At 72.1% G+C, this 16,232-nt stretch carries 16 protein-coding genes; 8 read left to right on the top strand and 8 right to left on the bottom strand.

From position 1 onward, the window contains the following. Positions 1 to 31: 31 nt before the first annotated feature. Both RKD20_RS08480 and RKD20_RS08475 read right to left on the bottom strand, forming a co-directional pair. Entirely contained in the window at positions 32 to 1,162 is a 1,131-nt protein-coding gene (locus RKD20_RS08480) for an MFS transporter (RefSeq protein WP_424883179.1), read from the bottom strand. A 16-nt stretch (positions 1,163 to 1,178) separates the two neighbouring features. Beyond that, complete coding sequence (locus tag RKD20_RS08475) at positions 1,179 to 1,541, bottom strand: ArsR/SmtB family transcription factor (protein WP_057608409.1); 363 nt, start codon at positions 1,539 to 1,541, stop codon at positions 1,179 to 1,181. Between the two features lie 35 nt (positions 1,542 to 1,576). Between RKD20_RS08475 and RKD20_RS08470 the strand changes: the two genes are divergently transcribed. From RKD20_RS08470 to RKD20_RS08440, 7 genes are all read left to right on the top strand, one after another. Beyond that, entirely contained in the window at positions 1,577 to 3,574 is a 1,998-nt protein-coding gene (locus RKD20_RS08470; protein WP_424877164.1) for a heavy metal translocating P-type ATPase, read from the top strand. A 49-nt stretch (positions 3,575 to 3,623) separates the two neighbouring features. After that, on the top strand, positions 3,624 to 5,114 hold the full coding sequence (locus tag RKD20_RS08465) for an AlkA N-terminal domain-containing protein (protein WP_424877163.1): 1,491 nt from the start codon (positions 3,624 to 3,626) through the stop codon (positions 5,112 to 5,114). 9 nt (positions 5,115 to 5,123) lie between these two features. Beyond that, complete coding sequence (locus tag RKD20_RS08460; RefSeq protein WP_424877162.1) at positions 5,124 to 5,606, top strand: methylated-DNA--[protein]-cysteine S-methyltransferase; 483 nt, start codon at positions 5,124 to 5,126, stop codon at positions 5,604 to 5,606. 196 nt (positions 5,607 to 5,802) lie between these two features. After that, the gene (locus RKD20_RS08455) at positions 5,803 to 6,441 is read left to right on the top strand and encodes a hypothetical protein (protein ID WP_424877161.1); all 639 of its coding nucleotides are present in this window, start codon (positions 5,803 to 5,805) and stop codon (positions 6,439 to 6,441) included. A gap of 111 nt (positions 6,442 to 6,552) precedes the next feature. Next, complete coding sequence (locus tag RKD20_RS08450; RefSeq protein WP_424883178.1) at positions 6,553 to 6,777, top strand: ferredoxin; 225 nt, start codon at positions 6,553 to 6,555, stop codon at positions 6,775 to 6,777. Next, positions 6,767 to 8,158, top strand: a complete 1,392-nt coding sequence (locus RKD20_RS08445; RefSeq protein ID WP_424877160.1) for an NAD(P)/FAD-dependent oxidoreductase — start codon at positions 6,767 to 6,769, stop codon at positions 8,156 to 8,158. The genes RKD20_RS08450 and RKD20_RS08445 overlap by 11 nt, the downstream gene beginning before the upstream one ends. A 24-nt stretch (positions 8,159 to 8,182) precedes the next feature. Beyond that, the gene (locus tag RKD20_RS08440; protein WP_424877159.1) at positions 8,183 to 9,418 is read left to right on the top strand and encodes a cytochrome P450; all 1,236 of its coding nucleotides are present in this window, start codon (positions 8,183 to 8,185) and stop codon (positions 9,416 to 9,418) included. Here the strand turns inward: RKD20_RS08440 and RKD20_RS08435 are convergent. The 3 genes from RKD20_RS08435 to RKD20_RS08425 all read right to left on the bottom strand — a co-directional run bounded on the left by RKD20_RS08435 (position 9,415) and on the right by RKD20_RS08425 (position 11,857). Continuing rightward, on the bottom strand, positions 9,415 to 10,149 hold the full coding sequence (locus RKD20_RS08435) for an SIR2 family NAD-dependent protein deacylase (protein WP_424877158.1): 735 nt from the start codon (positions 10,147 to 10,149) through the stop codon (positions 9,415 to 9,417). The two genes, RKD20_RS08440 and RKD20_RS08435, sit on opposite strands and share 4 nt — an antisense overlap. A gap of 92 nt (positions 10,150 to 10,241) precedes the next feature. Beyond that, entirely contained in the window at positions 10,242 to 10,736 is a 495-nt protein-coding gene (locus RKD20_RS08430; RefSeq protein WP_424877157.1) for an NUDIX domain-containing protein, read from the bottom strand. Between the two features lie 41 nt (positions 10,737 to 10,777). After that, positions 10,778 to 11,857 carry an ADP-ribosylglycohydrolase family protein gene (locus RKD20_RS08425; protein WP_424877156.1) on the bottom strand — a complete coding sequence of 360 codons (1,080 nt, stop codon included), beginning with the start codon at positions 11,855 to 11,857 and terminating at the stop codon, positions 10,778 to 10,780. 168 nt (positions 11,858 to 12,025) lie between these two features. Here RKD20_RS08425 and RKD20_RS08420 point away from each other — a divergent pair, with 168 nt between their 5' ends. Beyond that, entirely contained in the window at positions 12,026 to 13,144 is a 1,119-nt protein-coding gene (locus RKD20_RS08420; protein WP_424883177.1) for a glycerate kinase, read from the top strand. 211 nt (positions 13,145 to 13,355) lie between these two features. Here the strand turns inward: RKD20_RS08420 and pssA are convergent, their stop codons facing one another. From pssA to RKD20_RS08405, 3 genes are all read right to left on the bottom strand, one after another. Beyond that, positions 13,356 to 14,174, bottom strand: coding sequence for a CDP-diacylglycerol--serine O-phosphatidyltransferase (gene pssA, locus RKD20_RS08415; protein WP_020119111.1), 819 nt, complete (start codon positions 14,172 to 14,174; stop codon positions 13,356 to 13,358). 22 nt (positions 14,175 to 14,196) lie between these two features. Beyond that, positions 14,197 to 14,853 (bottom strand): phosphatidylserine decarboxylase, encoded by a 657-nt coding sequence (locus tag RKD20_RS08410; protein ID WP_424883176.1) that lies wholly within the window; start codon positions 14,851 to 14,853, stop codon positions 14,197 to 14,199. Between the two features lie 170 nt (positions 14,854 to 15,023). Next, entirely contained in the window at positions 15,024 to 16,229 is a 1,206-nt protein-coding gene (locus RKD20_RS08405) for an acyl-CoA dehydrogenase family protein (protein ID WP_020119113.1), read from the bottom strand. Between the last annotated feature and the right edge of the window lie 3 nt (positions 16,230 to 16,232).

Raw genomic sequence — 16,232 nt, 5'->3', positions numbered from 1 at the left:
GGTGGGGCGGCTCCGGACTCGCGGTGACGCCTCACCCACGTCGGCGAAGCAGCCCCACCACCACCGGCCCGCACGCGAGAAGGACCGCCAGCGCCCCGTACCCGTACGTCAGACTCGCCGCCGTGGCCACCCCGGCGACCAGCAACGGTCCGCCGGCGTCTCCCAGCTCGCGTCCCAGCTCGGCAGCCCCCATCGTCTGCCCCAACCGTTCCCGCGGAGTCGTCGAGGCGAGCGCCGCGAACCCCAGGGGAGTGATCAGCCCCGTCCCGACGCCGATCAGCGCGGCTCCCAGCAGGATGCCCGCGAGCCCCGGCAGCATCGCGCAGCCCAGACCGGCCGCCGCCAGCAGCAACCCGGCGGTCAATCCACCCCGTACCGTCAGCCGGCCCGCGTCCAACGCCCGCCCGGCGCGCGGCTGTACCATCGCCGCGCAGGCCGCGAGCACCGACACCGCGGCCCCCGTCGCCACCGTGCCCAGTCCCGCCACCGCGCCCGACACGGGCAGGAAGCCCACGCCCACCGACAGCGCGGCGGTCGCCCCGGCGAGCGCGGCCGTCGGGACCAGGAACACCGGGTCGGCCAGCCGTCGCGCCAGGTCGAGGACGGTCTGCCGGGCTCGGGGCAGGGGCGGCACGACGGGTACGGCGATCAACGCCCACCCCGCCACGGCCGCGCCCAGCACCGCCAGCACGGTGAACAGCAGCCGCAGCCCTCCCGCCCACACCAGCACCCCGCCGAGCAGCGGGCCCAGGGTGTAACCGACGGACTTGTAGAAGCCGTAACTCCCGAAGGCCCGCCCCTGCTTGGCGGCCGGGTTCAGCCGGGACACCAGCGCGGACGCGGCGGGCGAGAAGGCGGAGGCCGCCGCCCCCTGCCCGAGCCGCGCGGCCCACAGCCAGCCGGGGCTGTCGGCGAGGGCGTAGAGGGCGGACGCGACGGCGAAGGCCACCAGTCCGCCGAGCAGCACGGGACGCGCCCCGATCCGGTCGGCGAGCGTGCCGAACACCGGCTTGAGCACGACCTCGGCACCGTCGTACAGGGCGAGCAGGCCGCCCAGCACGAGCAGCGAGGTGACCGCGTCCGCGGAGTCCGCGCCGAGGTTCGCGGCGATGCCGTGCGCGCCGAAAGCGGTGGTGAACCCGGCCGCGTACAGCGGCCACATCACCTGCCGGGGCGGCTCACTCGGTGGCGTCACTGAGTCCCAGCCGCAGATGTTCCACGTGGTAGACGGCCTGGTCGAGCAGCTCGGCGACATGGTGGTCGTGCAGCGCGTACACCACCGACCGGCCCCGGCGCTCGCCCACGACCAGGCCCAGGTTGCGCAGCAACCGCAGCTGGTGCGAGCACGCCGACTGCTCCATCCCCACCTCGGCGGCCAACTCCGTGGCCGGCAGCGGTCCTTCGCGCAACCGCGCGAGGATCAGCAGGCGGGAGGGGGTGGACAGGGCCTGGAGGGTGGTGGCCACCTTGGCCACGTTCGCCGCGTCCAGACGTACGCGCTCGGCGGTTTCCTGCGCGGTGGTGACGGCTCCATGACCCATGGGCGGTATCTTACCCATCGCACATGAACAAATGAATGAGTCTTCATGTGTTCCTGTATGGTGCTCGGGTGTCCACGACTCTCACCCCCGTTCGTGTCCCCCGACCCGCGCACCCGGCACCGAGCCGCCGCACCCGGGTGCTCGCGCTCCCCGAGGTGCGCTGGGCGCTGGCGGCGACCGGCGCGTTCCTGCTCGCTCTCGCCCTGGACCTCGGCGGCCTGCCGTGGTGGGCGTGCGGCCCGCTGTACGCGTTCGCCTATGCCGCCGGCGGCTGGGAACCGGCCCTCGAAGGGCTGCGCGCACTGCGCGAGCGAACCCTGGACGTCGATCTGCTGATGATCGTCGCGGCGCTCGGCGCGGCAGCGATCGGGCAGGTCCTGGACGGCGCCCTGCTGATCGTCATCTTCGCCACCTCCGGCGCCCTGGAGGCGCTGGCCACCGCCCGCACCGCCGACTCCGTCCGCGGCCTGCTCGACCTCGCGCCGACGACGGCCACCCGGGTGACGGAGAACGCCGAGGAGACTGTCCCGACGAGTGAACTCGCCGTCGGAGACGTCCTGTTGATCCGGCCCGGCGAGCGCATCGGCGCCGACGGCCGGGTCCTGGACGGCGCGAGCGAGGCCGACCAGGCCACCATCACCGGCGAACCCCTCCCGGTCGCCAAGGGCCCCGGTGACGAGGTCTTCGCCGGCACCCTCAACGGCACCGGCGCACTGCGCGTCCGCGTCGAGCGCGACCCCGCCGACTCCGTGATCGCGCGCATCGTGACCCTGGTCGAGGACGCCTCGCGCACCAAGGCGCCGACACAGCTGTTCATCGAGAAGATCGAGCAGCGGTACGCGGTGGGGATCGTGGCGGCCACCCTCGCCGTCTTCGGCGTGCCGCTGCTGTTCGGCGCCGACCTCACCGACGCGCTGCTGCGCGCCATGACCTTCATGATCGTCGCCTCGCCGTGCGCGGTCGTCCTCGCGACCATGCCGCCCCTGCTCTCGGCCATCGCGAACGCCGGGCGGCACGGCGTCCTGGTGAAGTCTGCGGTCGCGATGGAGCGCCTGGGCGAGGTGGACGCCGTGGCCCTCGACAAGACGGGCACGCTGACGGAGGGCGCCCCGGAGATCTCGGCCGTACGGCCGCTGCCGGGCTCCGGGCTGACTCCGGACGCCCTTCTCGCGCTGGCCGCCGCGGCCGAGCTCCCCAGCGAGCATCCGCTGGGGCGGGCCGTGGTGAGGGCGGCGCAGGAGCGGGGGCTGCGGATCGCGGACGCTCGGGACTTCGTCGCCGTGCCCGGGCGCGGGGTGACGGCGCTGGTCGAGGGGCGGGTGATCGAGGTCGGGCGGCCCGGTGCCCCGTCGGACCTCGGCCTTCCGAATGCCGGACCGGGCCGCTCCGGGACCGCCGCCACCGTCGTCCTCGTGACCGGCGACGGCGTCCCCCTCGGGACCCTCGCACTCACCGACCGCCTCCGCCCGCACGCCCCCGCCGCCACCGCCGCGCTCACCGCCCTGACCGGCACCGCCCCCGTCCTGCTCACCGGCGACAACGCGCGGGCCGCCGCCCGGGTCGCCGAGGCCACCGGCCTGGTGGACATCCGCGCCGACCTGCTGCCCGAGGACAAGGTGGACGCCGTACGGGAGCTCCAGGACGCCGGGTGCAAGGTGCTGTTCGTCGGGGACGGCGTCAACGACGCACCCGCGCTCGCCGCCGCCCACTCCGGCATCGCGATGGGCCGGGCGGGCGCCGACCTCGCGCTGGAGACCGCGGACGCGGTCGTCGTACGGGACGAGCTCGCGACCGTTCCGGCGGTCGTACGGCTGTCCCGGGCCGCCCGCCGGCTGGTCCTCCAGAACCTGGTGATCGCGGGTGCCTTCATCACCGGGCTCGTCCTGTGGGACCTCCTCGGCCACCTCCCGCTGCCGCTCGGGGTCGCCGGGCACGAGGGCTCGACGGTCCTCGTCGGTCTCAACGGACTGCGGCTGCTGCGCGAGTCCGCGTGGCGACCCGGGCAGGTCCCGTCCCAGGGCACGCGAGGTTGATGTCGGATTCTCGCCAGCCCGGCTCTGCCGGGTGGTCGATGCTGGACGCATGCAGACGGGGATGTACACCGAGACCGAGCGCTGCGTGCGCGCCGTGCAGTCCAAGGACGCGCGGTTCGACGGCTGGTTCTTCACCGCCGTCCTGACGACCCGCATCTACTGCCGGCCGAGCTGCCCGGTCGTCCCGCCCAAGCCCGAGAACATGACCTTCTATCCGAGCGCGGCGGCCTGCCAGCAGGCGGGATTCCGGGCCTGCAAGCGCTGCCGCCCCGACACCAGCCCAGGCTCCCCGGAGTGGAACCAGCGTGCCGACCTCGTGGCCCGCGCGATGCGGCTGATCGCCGACGGCGTGGTCGACCGCGAGGGCGTGCCCGGCCTCGCCGCCCGCCTCGGCTACAGCACCCGGCAGGTCGAACGCCAGCTCCTCGCCGAACTCGGCGCCGGCCCGCTCGCCCTCGCCCGCGCCCAGCGCGCCCAGACGGCGAGGATCCTCATCGAGACCACCGCGCTCCCGATGGCGGACATCGCCTTCGCGGCCGGCTTCTCCGCGATCCGCACCTTCAACGACACCGTGCGCGAGGTCTTCGCGCTCGCGCCGGGCGAGCTGCGCACACGCGCCGCGAAGAGGACCGCGCCGGACACGCCGGACCCCCCCGGCTTCCTGTCCCTGCGCCTGCCGTTCCGTGCCCCCCTCAACCCCGACAACCTCTTCGGCCACCTCGCGGCCACCGCGGTCCCGGGCGTGGAGGAGTGGCGGGACGGCGCGTACCGGCGCACGCTGCGACTGCCGTACGGACACGGCGTCGTGGCCCTCACGCCCCGCCCCGACCACATCGCCTGCCGCTTGACGCTGAGCGACCTGCGCGACCTGACCGTCGCCATCAGCCGCTGCCGACGGCTGCTCGACCTGGACGCCGACCCGGTCGCCATCGACGACCAGCTGCGCACGGACCCGCTGCTGGCCCCCCTGGTGGACAAGGCGCCCGGCCGACGCGTCCCGCGCACGGTCGACGAGGCGGAGTTCGCCGTACGGGCCGTGCTGGGCCAGCAGGTCTCCACGGCGGCGGCCCGCACCCACGCGGGCCGGTTGGTCACGGCGCACGGCGAGCCGGTGGACGACCGGGAGGGCGGCCTCACGCACCTGTTTCCGTCCCCCGAGGCGCTGGCCGCGCTCGACCCCGCCACACTCGCCATGCCCCGCACCCGGCGCGCGACCTTCACCACCCTGGTGAACCAACTGGCCGACGGCAGCCTGCAATTGGGCGTCGAGCAGGACTGGTCCGAGACCCGCTCCCGCCTCCTCGCCCTCCCCGGCTTCGGCCCCTGGACGGTCGACGTCATCGCCATGCGCGGCCTCGGCGACCCGGACGCCTTCCTCCCGACCGACCTCGGCATCCGCCGCGCCGCCCAGGAGTTGGGCCTGCCCTCCACCCCGGCCGCGCTCACGGCCCGCGCGGCGGCCTGGCAGCCCTGGCGGGCCTACGCCGTCCAGTACCTCTGGGCCACCGACAGTCACCCGATCAACTTCCTTCCCGTATAAGGACGTTCGATGAAGCAGCACACCGTGATCGACAGCCCCTACGGCCCGCTGACCCTCGTCGCCGACGACGGCGTCCTGTGCGGCCTCTACATGACCGACCAGCGCCACCGCCCGCCCGAGGAGACCTTCGGAACGCCGGACGACGGATGGTCCAAGGAGGCCGAGGGCCAGCTGACGGCGTACTTCAAGGGCGAGTTGAAGGAGTTCACCCTGGAACTGCGCCTGCACGGAACACCGTTCCAGCGCACGGTCTGGGAACAGCTGCGCCGGATCCCGCACGGCGAGACCCGCACCTACGGCGAACTCGCCGACGCCCTCGGCAACCCCAGGGCCTCCCGCGCGGTCGGTCTCGCCAACGGCAGGAACCCGATCGGCATCGTCGTCCCCTGCCACCGCGTGGTCGGAGCGGACGGCAGCCTCACGGGCTACGGCGGTGGACTGGAACGCAAGCAGCGGCTGCTGGACTTCGAGCGGGGGGCGGCGTTGTTCTGAACGCCGCCGAATGGGAGCCACAGGCCGTTCGGGACGGACAGATACAGACGGCTCGGCGTCAGCGGCGGCCCGAATCGGACCAGTGGCCATGACCTGTGTGGCGTACCGCCGTCTTCCTCCCGAGTGACCCCGGTGGCGCGAGCCATTGAATCGCTGGTGTCTGTACGAAGGGGGACCGGGCAGAAAGCAGGAGACCATGCAGAGAAAGCACGAGCCCCTCGCGACCCGATGGGCCGCCGGGGTGGCCGGGGTGGTGTTCGCCGTCCTGACGGCCGTGGCGATTGTCATGGTGCGCATCGCTCTGCCCGGCGGAATCGGCGGGAGCGACGTGAGCGCCGATGCCGGACAGCGCAGCGCCGTACGGACCGCGCTTGAGCTGCTCCCGTTCGCCGGGATCGCCTTCCTGTGGTTCATGGGCGCCCTCCGCGAGCAGGCCGGCGAGGACGAGGACCGGTTCTTCTCCACCGTGTTCCTGGGCAGCGGCCTGATCTTCGTCGCCACCCTGTTCGGCGCTGCCGCGGCGGCCGGAACCGTGCTCGCCGAAAGTCAGCAGCACCCTCCTTTCGGTCGGCACCTCGCCTACGCCCTGCTGACCACGTACGCCATGCGGATGGCGGCGGTGTTCATCATCACCACCTCGACCATCGGCCGCCGCCGCGGCGCCCTCCCGCGCCCGCTCGTCGCCCTCGGCTACCTGGCGGGCCTCACGCTGCTGGTGGTGGGGTCCAGCGTGCCCTGGTCCGAACTGGTCTTCCCGGCCTGGGCGTTGCTCGTCAGCCTGAACATCCTGTGGGGACGACGTCCCGCCCCGCCACAGCCGGCCACATCGACCTGAGCCGGCCGAACCGCTCACTCGAACGGTCTGCTTCTCGTCGCCGCATCCCGCCCGGCCGACGAGGGTGGTCGCAGGGGGCCGACCAGGCCGTAGGAGAGGACCGATCCCGTGGTGAGGATTGCCGTCGACCTGAACCGCTGTGAGGGGTACGCGCAGTGCGCGTTCCTCGCCCCCGAGATCTTCGCCATGCACGGCGAGGAGGCTCTGCTGTACGCCCCGGAGGCCGACGAGGCGCAGCGCGCCAAGCTGGTCCGGGCCGCCGCGGCCTGCCCGGTCCAGGCCATCCTCGTCGACGCGGTGGACCTGTCGGCCGAGGCGGTGTCCAGTGCTCGGTGACGGAAATCTGGAACGCCTGAAACACGAGGGCCGCATCGTCGTCGTAGGCGCCTCGCTGGCCGGCCTGCGCGCTGCCGAAACCCTGCGGGCCGAGGGCTTCACGGGCTCCCTCACCATGATCGGCGACGAGCCCCACGAGCCGTACGACCGCCCGCCGCTCTCCAAGCAGGTGCTGCTCGGCAGGGCCGCCGCCGACCACACCGCACTGCCCAGGCTCCGATCCGTCGAGGCGACCTGGCGGCTCGGCGTCCCGGCCACCGGCCTGGACATGGCCGCGCGGCGGGTGCGGCTGGCCGACGGTGACGAGGTGCCGTACGACCGGCTGCTGATCGCGACCGGGGTCCGGGCACGACCGTGGCCGCACGAGGCCGAGGCGGAACTCGACGGCGTCTTCGTGCTGCGGACGGCCGACGACAGCGCCGCGCTCGCCCGGCGGCTGGACGCGGGACCCAAGCGGGTCCTGGTCATCGGGGCCGGGTTCACCGGCTCGGAGATCGCCTCCGCCTGTCGCGAGCGCGGCCTCCCGGTCACCGTCGCCGAGCGCGGCTCGGCACCCCTGGTCGGCGCGCTCGGCGGAGTGGTCGGCGCGGTCGCCGCCGAGATGCATCGCGAGAACGGTGTGGACCTGCGGTGCGGGGTCATGGTGACCGCGCTGGAGGGGGACGCCTCGGGACGGGTGCGCGCCGCGCATCTGTCCGACGGCTCCACCGTGGAGACCGACGTGGTGATCGTCTCGCTCGGCGCCACCCGCAACACCGAATGGCTCGCCGGATCCGGGCTCGGAGCGGGCCCCCGAGGCATCGCCTGCGACGCCGGCTGCCGCGCCTTCGACATCCGCGGAATCGTCACCGACGACATCTACGCGGCGGGTGACGTCGCACGCTGCCCACACCCCCTGTTCGGCTACCAGTTCCTGTCCCTGGAGCACTGGGGCAACGCCGTCACCCAGGCCCGGATCGCGGCGCACAACATGATCAGCGAGAGCTCCGACCGCATCCCCCACATGGAGGTGCCGGCCTTCTGGTCCTCGCAGTTCGGAGTGAACATCAAGTCGGTCGGGGTGCCGTCGCTGGGGACGGAGATCCTCATCTCGCAGGGCTCGCTCAAGGATCACCGGTTCGTCGGCGTCTACGGGTACCAGGGCCGCGTCATCGGCGCGGTCACCTTCGACCAGGGCCGATGGCTGCCGTTCTACCAGGAGCTGATCGAGACCACCGCGCCGTTCCCGCTGCCGTTCCCCACGGTCGACCGGCGCCCGGACGGACAGCGGCCGCTCGCCGCCGACTTCCCCGACCCTTCGGTGCCCACCCACGGCCCCACCGTGACCCTCGGCGGATACTCGCCGGCCGACCGCCGGATGACGTTCACCCCCGCGCACTGACCCGTACGGCCACGAGGACCCGCCATGACGCAATCCCTGCTGCACCAGATCCTGGACTACGCCAACCGCGCCAACCCGTACCCGATCTACGAAGAGCTGCGCAAGACGCCGGTGCACCACGAAGCCGGCGGGCCGTACGTCATCAGCACCTACCACGAGATCCGCAGCCTCCTGCACGATCCTCGGATCAGCTCCGACGCCCGCAATCTGTCCTCGGCCACCCGCGACCCGCTGGCCGAGCCGGCCCAGGAGGAAAGCGCCCTGCCCCCCGGGTTCCTGCGGCTCGACCCACCGGAACACGACCGGATGCGCCGCATGACGAACCGGCCCTTCGGGCCACCGCACTCCCCGCACCGCGTCGACGGGATGCGCCCGGAGCTCCACGACATCGTCTCCGGCCTCATCGACGGCATCACCGACCCGAGCCGGATCGACCTGGTGGAGCAGTTCTCGTACCCCTTCCCGGTGACCGTGATCTGCCGGCTGCTCGGGGTGCCGCGCGAGGACGAGGCCCGCTTCCACACCTGGGCGGACACACTCGCGGCGAGCCTGGACCCCGACCCGGACGCGGACTCCACCGAGCGGGGCAAGGGCGCGCACGAAGCCCGTATGCAGCTGGGCATGTACGTGGCCGGCCTGATCGAGGAACGCCGCAAGAATCCCGGCGACGACATGCTCTCCCAGCTGGCGACGGCCCAGGGCGGGGACGGTCCGATGACGACCATGGAACTGCTCAGCACCGCGGCGCTGCTCCTGATCGCGGGGCACGAGACCACCGTCAACCTCATCACCAACGGAATGCTGACTCTGCTACGCCATCCCGATGTCCTGGAGCGACTTCGCACGGATCCGCAGCTGGCCGTGCCCATCGTCGAGGAGCTGCTGCGCTTCGAGCCACCGGTGCAACTGGTGCCCCAGCGCACCACCCTCGCCGACATCGAGGTCCGCGGCGTCACCATCCCCAAGGGCGCCTCCCTCTGGCTGGTCCTGGCATCGGGCAATCGCGACCCCCAGCGCTTCGAGGACCCGGACCGCTTCGACCCGGACCGCGGGGACATTCAGCACCTCGGCCTGGGCAGCGGCATCCACAGCTGCTTCGGCGCCCCCCTCGCCCGACTGGAGACCCAGCTCGCCCTGTCGGAACTGGCCCGGAGACTGGAAAACCCACGCCTGCTGGAAGACCCGCCCCCGTACCGCCAGAACGCCGTCCTGCGCGGGCCGCGGCATCTGCACATCTCTTGCGACGGGATTCGCCCTTAGGGGTGCTCCACGCAGAGTTGGCGCAGCAGTTCGGGCAGTGCCGTGCCGATCGGCTCCCGGATCACCTCGTCGGCGCGGTCGTCGTACGGTGTCGGCTCGGCGTTGACGATGACGAGCCGGGCGCCGTGGCCGGCGGCGACGCCCGCGAGGTCCGCCGCCGGCTGGACCTGGAGGGTCGTGCCGACGGCGATGAAGATCTGGCACGCCTTCGTGACGGCGACGGCCTCGCCGAGGACCACGGGGTCGAGACGCTCGCCGAACATCACGGTCGCCGACTTGAGGATGCCCCCGCAGATCAGGCACGGCGGGTCCGCCTCGCCGGCCTCGACCCGGGCGAGCGCGTCCTCCATCGGGCCGCGGGCGTGGCACTTCGTGCACACCACCTGCCGTGCGGTGCCGTGCAGTTCGAGGACCTTGCGGGCGGGCAGCCCGGCGAGCTGGTGCAGCCCGTCCACGTTCTGCGTGATCACCCGCACCGGCACCCCGGACTTCTCCAGCTCGGCCACCGCCACGTGCGCCGCGTTGGGCTCGGCCCTCAGCGCGCCGTTCGCCCGCCGCATCTGCCACGAGCGGCGGCGGATCTCCGGATCGCTCATGTAGTAGTCGTACGTCACGAGCTTCTCGGCCTCGGGGTCCTTGCGCCACAGGCCGTTGGGGCCGCGGTAGTCGGGGATCCCGGAGTCGGTGGAGATTCCGGCGCCGCTGAGGAGGGCGACGAGGGGCGTGGTCATGGTGCCGAGGGTAGGACGGGTGATCCGGGTGCGGCGAGTGGATATCCCACCGCCAGGACGCGAGCAATCATGAGGGCCGACAGCGTGCCGGATCAGCCCACCCGGCGCCCGTTCTCCAGCTCCGCCGTCCCCGGCCCCTCCGCCAGCACGTCCAGCGCGACCAGGACCCGGCGGCCGAGCCCGTCCGGCAGATACTCGGTCAGCTCCTCCTGCGGCACGAGCCGCCACGACAGCAGCTCCTCCTCCTGGAGCCGGATCGCCTTCAGGTCCTCCTCGCCGAGGACACCGCCGTCGTAGAGGTACGCCACCAGCGGGGGCCAGGGCGGCCGGTACACCCAGTCCACCGCGAGCAGCCGGCCGAGGTCGCGGTCGAGCCCGATCTCCTCAAGTGTCTCGCGACGCGCGCCCTGGCGCGGGGTCTCGCCCTCGTCGGACTCGATCGTGCCGCCCGGAAGCGCCCAGCCCTCACGGTAGTTGGGCTCGACGAGCAGGACCCGGCCCGAGGCGTCACGGAAGAGAGCGGCGGCACCGGCGAGGATCCGGGGAAGACCGGCGATGTACGTGGCGAGGTCAGGGGTGGTGGTCATCCTCGAAGGGTAACCAGCATCCGCGGCCGCCCTGGCCAGGCTCAGCAGGAGGCCGCCGCCCCCGCCAACCGCACCGTCCGCTCGGCCAGTTCGCTGATGTGCACCCCGTCGAACCCGAACACCGCGCTGCGCACCCGGTCCTCCAGCGGGTCCTTCCACTGGTCCGGGATCGCCTCCGCTCCGGTGAGCACCCCGGCCACCGAGCCCGCGGTCGCGCCGTTGGAGTCGGTGTCCAGGCCGCCCCGGACGGTGAGCGTGATGGTGCGGGTGAAGTCGCCGTCGCCGTACAGCAGCCCCGCGGTCAGGACGGCCGCGTTGGGGATCGTGTGGATCCAGCCGAGCCCCGCGGTCTCCTCCGCGACGGTGGTCAGCGTGTCCTCCCAGGTCATCCGGGTGTCGTGCAGGGACGCCACCCGGCGTACCGTGCGGGCGAGGCGACTGCTCGCCGGGATCACCGCGAGCGCCTCGTCCACCGCGTGGCGCACGGTGTCGGCGGTGAACGCCGCCGAGATCAGCGCCGCCGCCCACATCGCCCCGTACACGCCGTTCCCGGTGTGCGAGAGCACCGCGTCCCGGCGGGCCAGCGAGGCGGCGCGGCGCGGGGCACCGGGGCAGGTCCAGCCGTAGATGTCGGCCCGGATCAGCGCCCCGATCCACTCCTGGCACGGGTTGTCGTACGTCGCCGTCAGCGGCGGTTTCAGCCCGTTGGCCAGGTTGCGATAGGCGGCCCGCTCGGCGGTGAAGGTCTGGAGATACGGCAGCCTCAGCAGCCACAGGTCACCCACCTGCTCGGTGCTGAAGCCGAAGCCGTGGGTCTCCAGGAGGTCGAGGCCGAGGATGGCGTAGTCGACGTCGTCGTCGCGGCAGCTGCCGTGGATGCGGCCGCGCACGCACTCGCGCCACTCGGGGCGCAGCTCGAAGCCGTCACTCTCGCCGGCGGGCTCGGGGAGGTAGTCGGTCAGGGGCAGCGCGGCGGCCTGCCGCAGATAGCGGTCGATCCGGTCCCGCGTCCACAGGTCGCCCTGCTCGACCGGCTTGCCGAGCATGTTGCCCGCGATCCGGCCGAGCCAGCCCCCGTGGATGCGGTCGGCGAGCTCTGGCTCAGTGCCCACAAGGGTCATAGCTCCGGTTTACCCCATTCCGGAGCACCGCACAGAGGGTTCGCGGGGCCTTCTCAGGGGCTGGTCGGTGCATGACTCCGGGGGGCCTCTGCGGTTAAGGTCGCAGCGGCGCGACTGGCCTTGACGTGCGAGAGGCCCGGAGAGCAAGGGGAAATCGTGACACAGCGCGTGCTCATCGCCGCGGACAAGTTCAAGGGCTCGCTCACGGCCGTGCAGGTCGCCGAGCGGGTGACGGCCGGGCTGCGCCGGGTCGTGCCGGACCTGGAGGTCGAGTCGCTGCCCGTCGCCGACGGCGGTGACGGCACCGTCGCCGCGGCGGTCGCGGCCGGTTTCGAGCGCCGGGAGGTGGCGGTCGCCGGGCCCCTCGGGCAGGAGATCACCGCCGCCTTCGCGGTCCGCGGGGAGACCGCGGTCGTCGAGATGGCCGAGGCCAGTGGCCTCCAGCGGCTGCCCGCGGGCGTCTTCGCCCCGCTCACGGCGTCGACGTACGGCTCCGGGGAGCTCCTGCGCGCCGCGCTGGACGCCGGCGCCCGCACGATCGTGTTCGGGGTCGGGGGGAGCGCCACCACCGACGGCGGTGCCGGAATGCTCTCCGCGCTCGGCGCCCGCTTCCTGGACGCCGACGGCGAGCCCGTGGCGCCCGGCGGCGCCGGCCTCCCCGACCTGGCCTCGGCCGACCTGTCGGGACTGGACCCGCGGTTCGCGTCCGTCGAGTTCATCCTGGCCAGCGACGTCGACAACCCGCTGACCGGCCCCAAGGGCGCCCCCGCGGTCTACGGCCCGCAGAAGGGCGCCTCGCCGGACGACGTGGAGGCCCTGGACACCGCCCTCGCCCACTACGCGAAGGTGCTGGAGGAGGCCGTCGGCGCGAAGGCCGCCGAGTACGCCGCCTCGCCGGGTGCGGGCGCGGCCGGCGGCATCGGTTACGGCGCCCTCCTGCTCGGCGCCCGGTTCCGCCCCGGCATCGACGTCATGCTCGACGTCCTCGGCTTCGCGCCCGCCCTGGAATGGGCGGACCTGGTGATCACCGGCGAGGGCTCCCTCGACGAGCAGACCCTGCACGGCAAGGCCCCGGCGGGCGTCGCCGCGGCCGCCCGCGCGAAGGACAAGGAGGTCGTCGCCGTGTGCGGCCGCCTCGCCCTCCCTCCGGAGGCCCTCGGCCGGGCGGGCATCCGCCGCGTCTACCCCCTCACCGACGCCGAGCCCGACATCCAGCGCTGCATCGCCGAGGCGGGCCCGATCCTGGAGGACGTGGCGGAGCGGATCGGCCGGGACTTCCTGGTCTGAGGCCGGTCTCCAGGAGCACGGCTTGATCGGCGGGTTCATCGAGGCGTACGACCGCGCCGGCGTCCGGCGCACACGTGCGCAGCGCCGGCTCGCCGGGCCCCGGCACGACGGGGCTGATCCCGCCGGGCGGCATGAGAAGCCCGGCGGGCAGACGGCCGAGGGGCCCGAACCGTCATCGGTTCGGGCCCCTCGGGAGTACGACGGCCAAGCGCTACGGCAGCTGCGCCGCCCGCGCCTCGCGCCTGTTGCCGCGGAAGTTGTTCACCCGGCGGGCCGTGGCGAACAGCGGGATCACCGCCCCCGTGACGAGCTGCAGGGCGCAGCCGGTCTGGAGGAGGAGCTGACCGCTGGGAGCGCCGAAGGCCCAGGCCGCCAGCAGCCCCATCGCCAGCACGATCCAGGAGAGCATCGCCACCGCGAGCCGCCCCCGCGGCTTCGGGTACTCCACCCGGCTCACCATCAGCCACGCGGTGCCCAGGATCGCCAGGAGCGTCGCCACGAACGGCAGCTCCAGCAGCACGATCGCGACCACCGTGAGTGCGCCGAACGGGGACGGCATGCCCTGGAACATGCCGTTCGCCACGGTCACACAGGAGAATCTGGCAAGCCTGAGGACCACCGCGAGCAGCACCACCACGGCCCCCACCGCCGCCACCCGCTGCGACGCGTCGTCGGCGACCATGCCGTAGACGAGCACGAAGTACGCCGGCGCGAGGCCGAAGCTGATCAGGTCGGAGAGGTTGTCCAGCTCGGCGCCCATCGGCGAGGAGCGCAGCTTGCGCGCCACCAGGCCGTCGAAGAGGTCGAAGACCGCCGCGCAGAGCATCAGGATGACCGCCGTGGCCGCGCTGTTGCGCGCCATGCCGGACTCCTGGCTGTCGGTCAGGTGCGGGATCAGGATGCCGGTGGTGGTGAAGTACACCGCCATGAAGCCGCACGTGGCGTTGCCGAGGGTGAGGGTGTCCGCTATCGAGAGGCGGAGAGAAAGAGGCATCTCCTCCTCGTCGTCGACCTCGTCGGCCCCGGGCACCCAGCCCGCCTGTGTCTCGGGATCAATCACGGTCAATGCGAGTCACCCCAGCCACCGTCTTCTCGCCGACCTCGACCGCGACCTCCACGCCCTCGGGCAGGTAGATGTCGACGCGCGAGCCGAAGCGGATCAGACCGATTCGCTCACCCTGCTCGACCTTCGTGCCCTGCGGGACGTAGGGCACGATGCGACGGGCCACCGCGCCCGCGATCTGGATCATCTCGATGTCACCGAGCTCGGTGTCGAAGTGCCAGACGACGCGCTCGTTGTTCTCGCTCTCCTTGTTGAACGCCGGAACGAAGCCGCCGGGGATGTGCTCGACCGAGGTCACCGTGCCGGAGAGCGGCGCGCGGTTGACGTGGACGTTGAGCGGGCTCATGAAGATCGCGACGCGGGTGCGCCCGTCCTTCCACGGCATGATGCTCTGCACCACACCGTCGGCGGGCGAGATGACCCGGCCCGGGGCGATCTCGCGCTCGGGGTCGCGGAAGAACCACAGCATGCCCGCCGCCAGCGCGGTGGCGGGCACGGCGACGGCCTTGGCGGCGCCGGACTTGCGCGCGCGTACCAGGCTCAGTGCTGCGGTGGCGACGGTCGGGAGGAGCCACGGCGATGCTCCGCGCGCGAGGCGTACGCCTGCCAGGCTGTCGCGAGGTGCAGAGGTTTGGCTGTGGGGCATGGATGACCTTCGTAGCGGATGATGCCGCGCACTAGACGGGGGACGGCGGCTTTCCGGGATCGTACCGGTCGCGGGCCACAACTGGGCAAGCCAGGAAGCCGAGTCGGCGGCTGAACCATGCTGACGGGGTGTGATCTTCTTCTCCAAGAAAACACCCCGTATCCGGACATCTAGCCCTGGAACCGATACTCTTCGAGCAGCCTGCGACCGATGATCATTTTTTGGATCTCGGCGGTACCTTCACCGATCAGCAGCATCGGAGCCTCACGGTAGAGGCGCTCGATCTCGTACTCCTTGGAGAAGCCGTAGCCGCCGTGGATCCGGAAGGCGTCTTCCACGACCTCCTTGCAGTACTCGGAGGCGAGGTACTTCGCCATCCCTGCCTCAAGGTCGTTTCGCTCACCGGAATCCTTTTTGCGAGCCGCGTTGACCATCATCGCATGCGCGGCCTCGACCTTGGTAGCCATCTCGGCCAGCTTGAACTGAATCGCCTGGTGCTGGGCGATCGCCTTGCCGAAAGTGTGACGCTGCTGGGCGTACCGGACGCCCAGTTCGAAGGCGCGCTGGGCGACGCCGCAGCCACGCGCCGCCACGTTGACGCGGCCCACTTCCACCCCGTCCATCATTTGGTAAAAACCTCGGCCGGTGGTGCCGCCGAGCACGCGATCGGCCGGAAGTCGCAGGCCATCCATGATCAGCTCGGTGGTGTCGACGCCCTTGTAGCCCATCTTGTCGATCTTCCCGGGGATGGTGAGACCGGGACGGACCTCTCCGAAACCGGGTTCCTTCTCGATCAGGAAGGTCGTCATCGACTTGTGGGGCGCGGTGCCCTCAGGGTGTCCTTCGTCACTTCGGACGAGAACGGCGACCAGAGTTGACGTTCCGCCGTTCGTCAGCCACATCTTCTGACCGTTCAGGACGTACTCGTCGCCGTCCTTGACCGCCTTCGATGTGATGGCCGACACGTCGGAACCCAGACCCGGTTCCGACATCGAGAAGGCGCCCCGCACGTCGCCGGCCGCCATGCGCGGCAGGAAGTGGTCCTTCTGCTCCTGTGTGCCGTGCTGCTTGAGCATGTACGCCACGATGAAGTGGGTGTTGATGATGCCGGACACCGACATCCAGCCGCGGGCGATCTCCTCCACGCACAGCGCGTACGTCAGGAGGGACTCGCCCAGACCGCCGTACTCCTCGGGGATCATCAGCCCGAACAGGCCCAACTCCTTGAGCCCGTCGACGATCTGCTGCGGGTACTCGTCGCGGTGCTCCAGCTCGGTCGCGACCGGGATGATCTCCTTGTCCACGAAGTCCCGGACGGTGGACAGGATCTCCCGCTGGATGTCCGTGAGGCCGTGGGTCTGGGCGAGGCGTGCCATGGG

This window comes from Streptomyces sp. SLBN-8D4, from assembly GCF_049739545.1.
Lineage (GTDB): Bacteria > Actinomycetota > Actinomycetes > Streptomycetales > Streptomycetaceae > Streptomyces > Streptomyces canus_C.
Note: the sequence above shows the minus strand (reverse complement) of the source record. Positions and strands in the feature narration are given on the sequence as shown.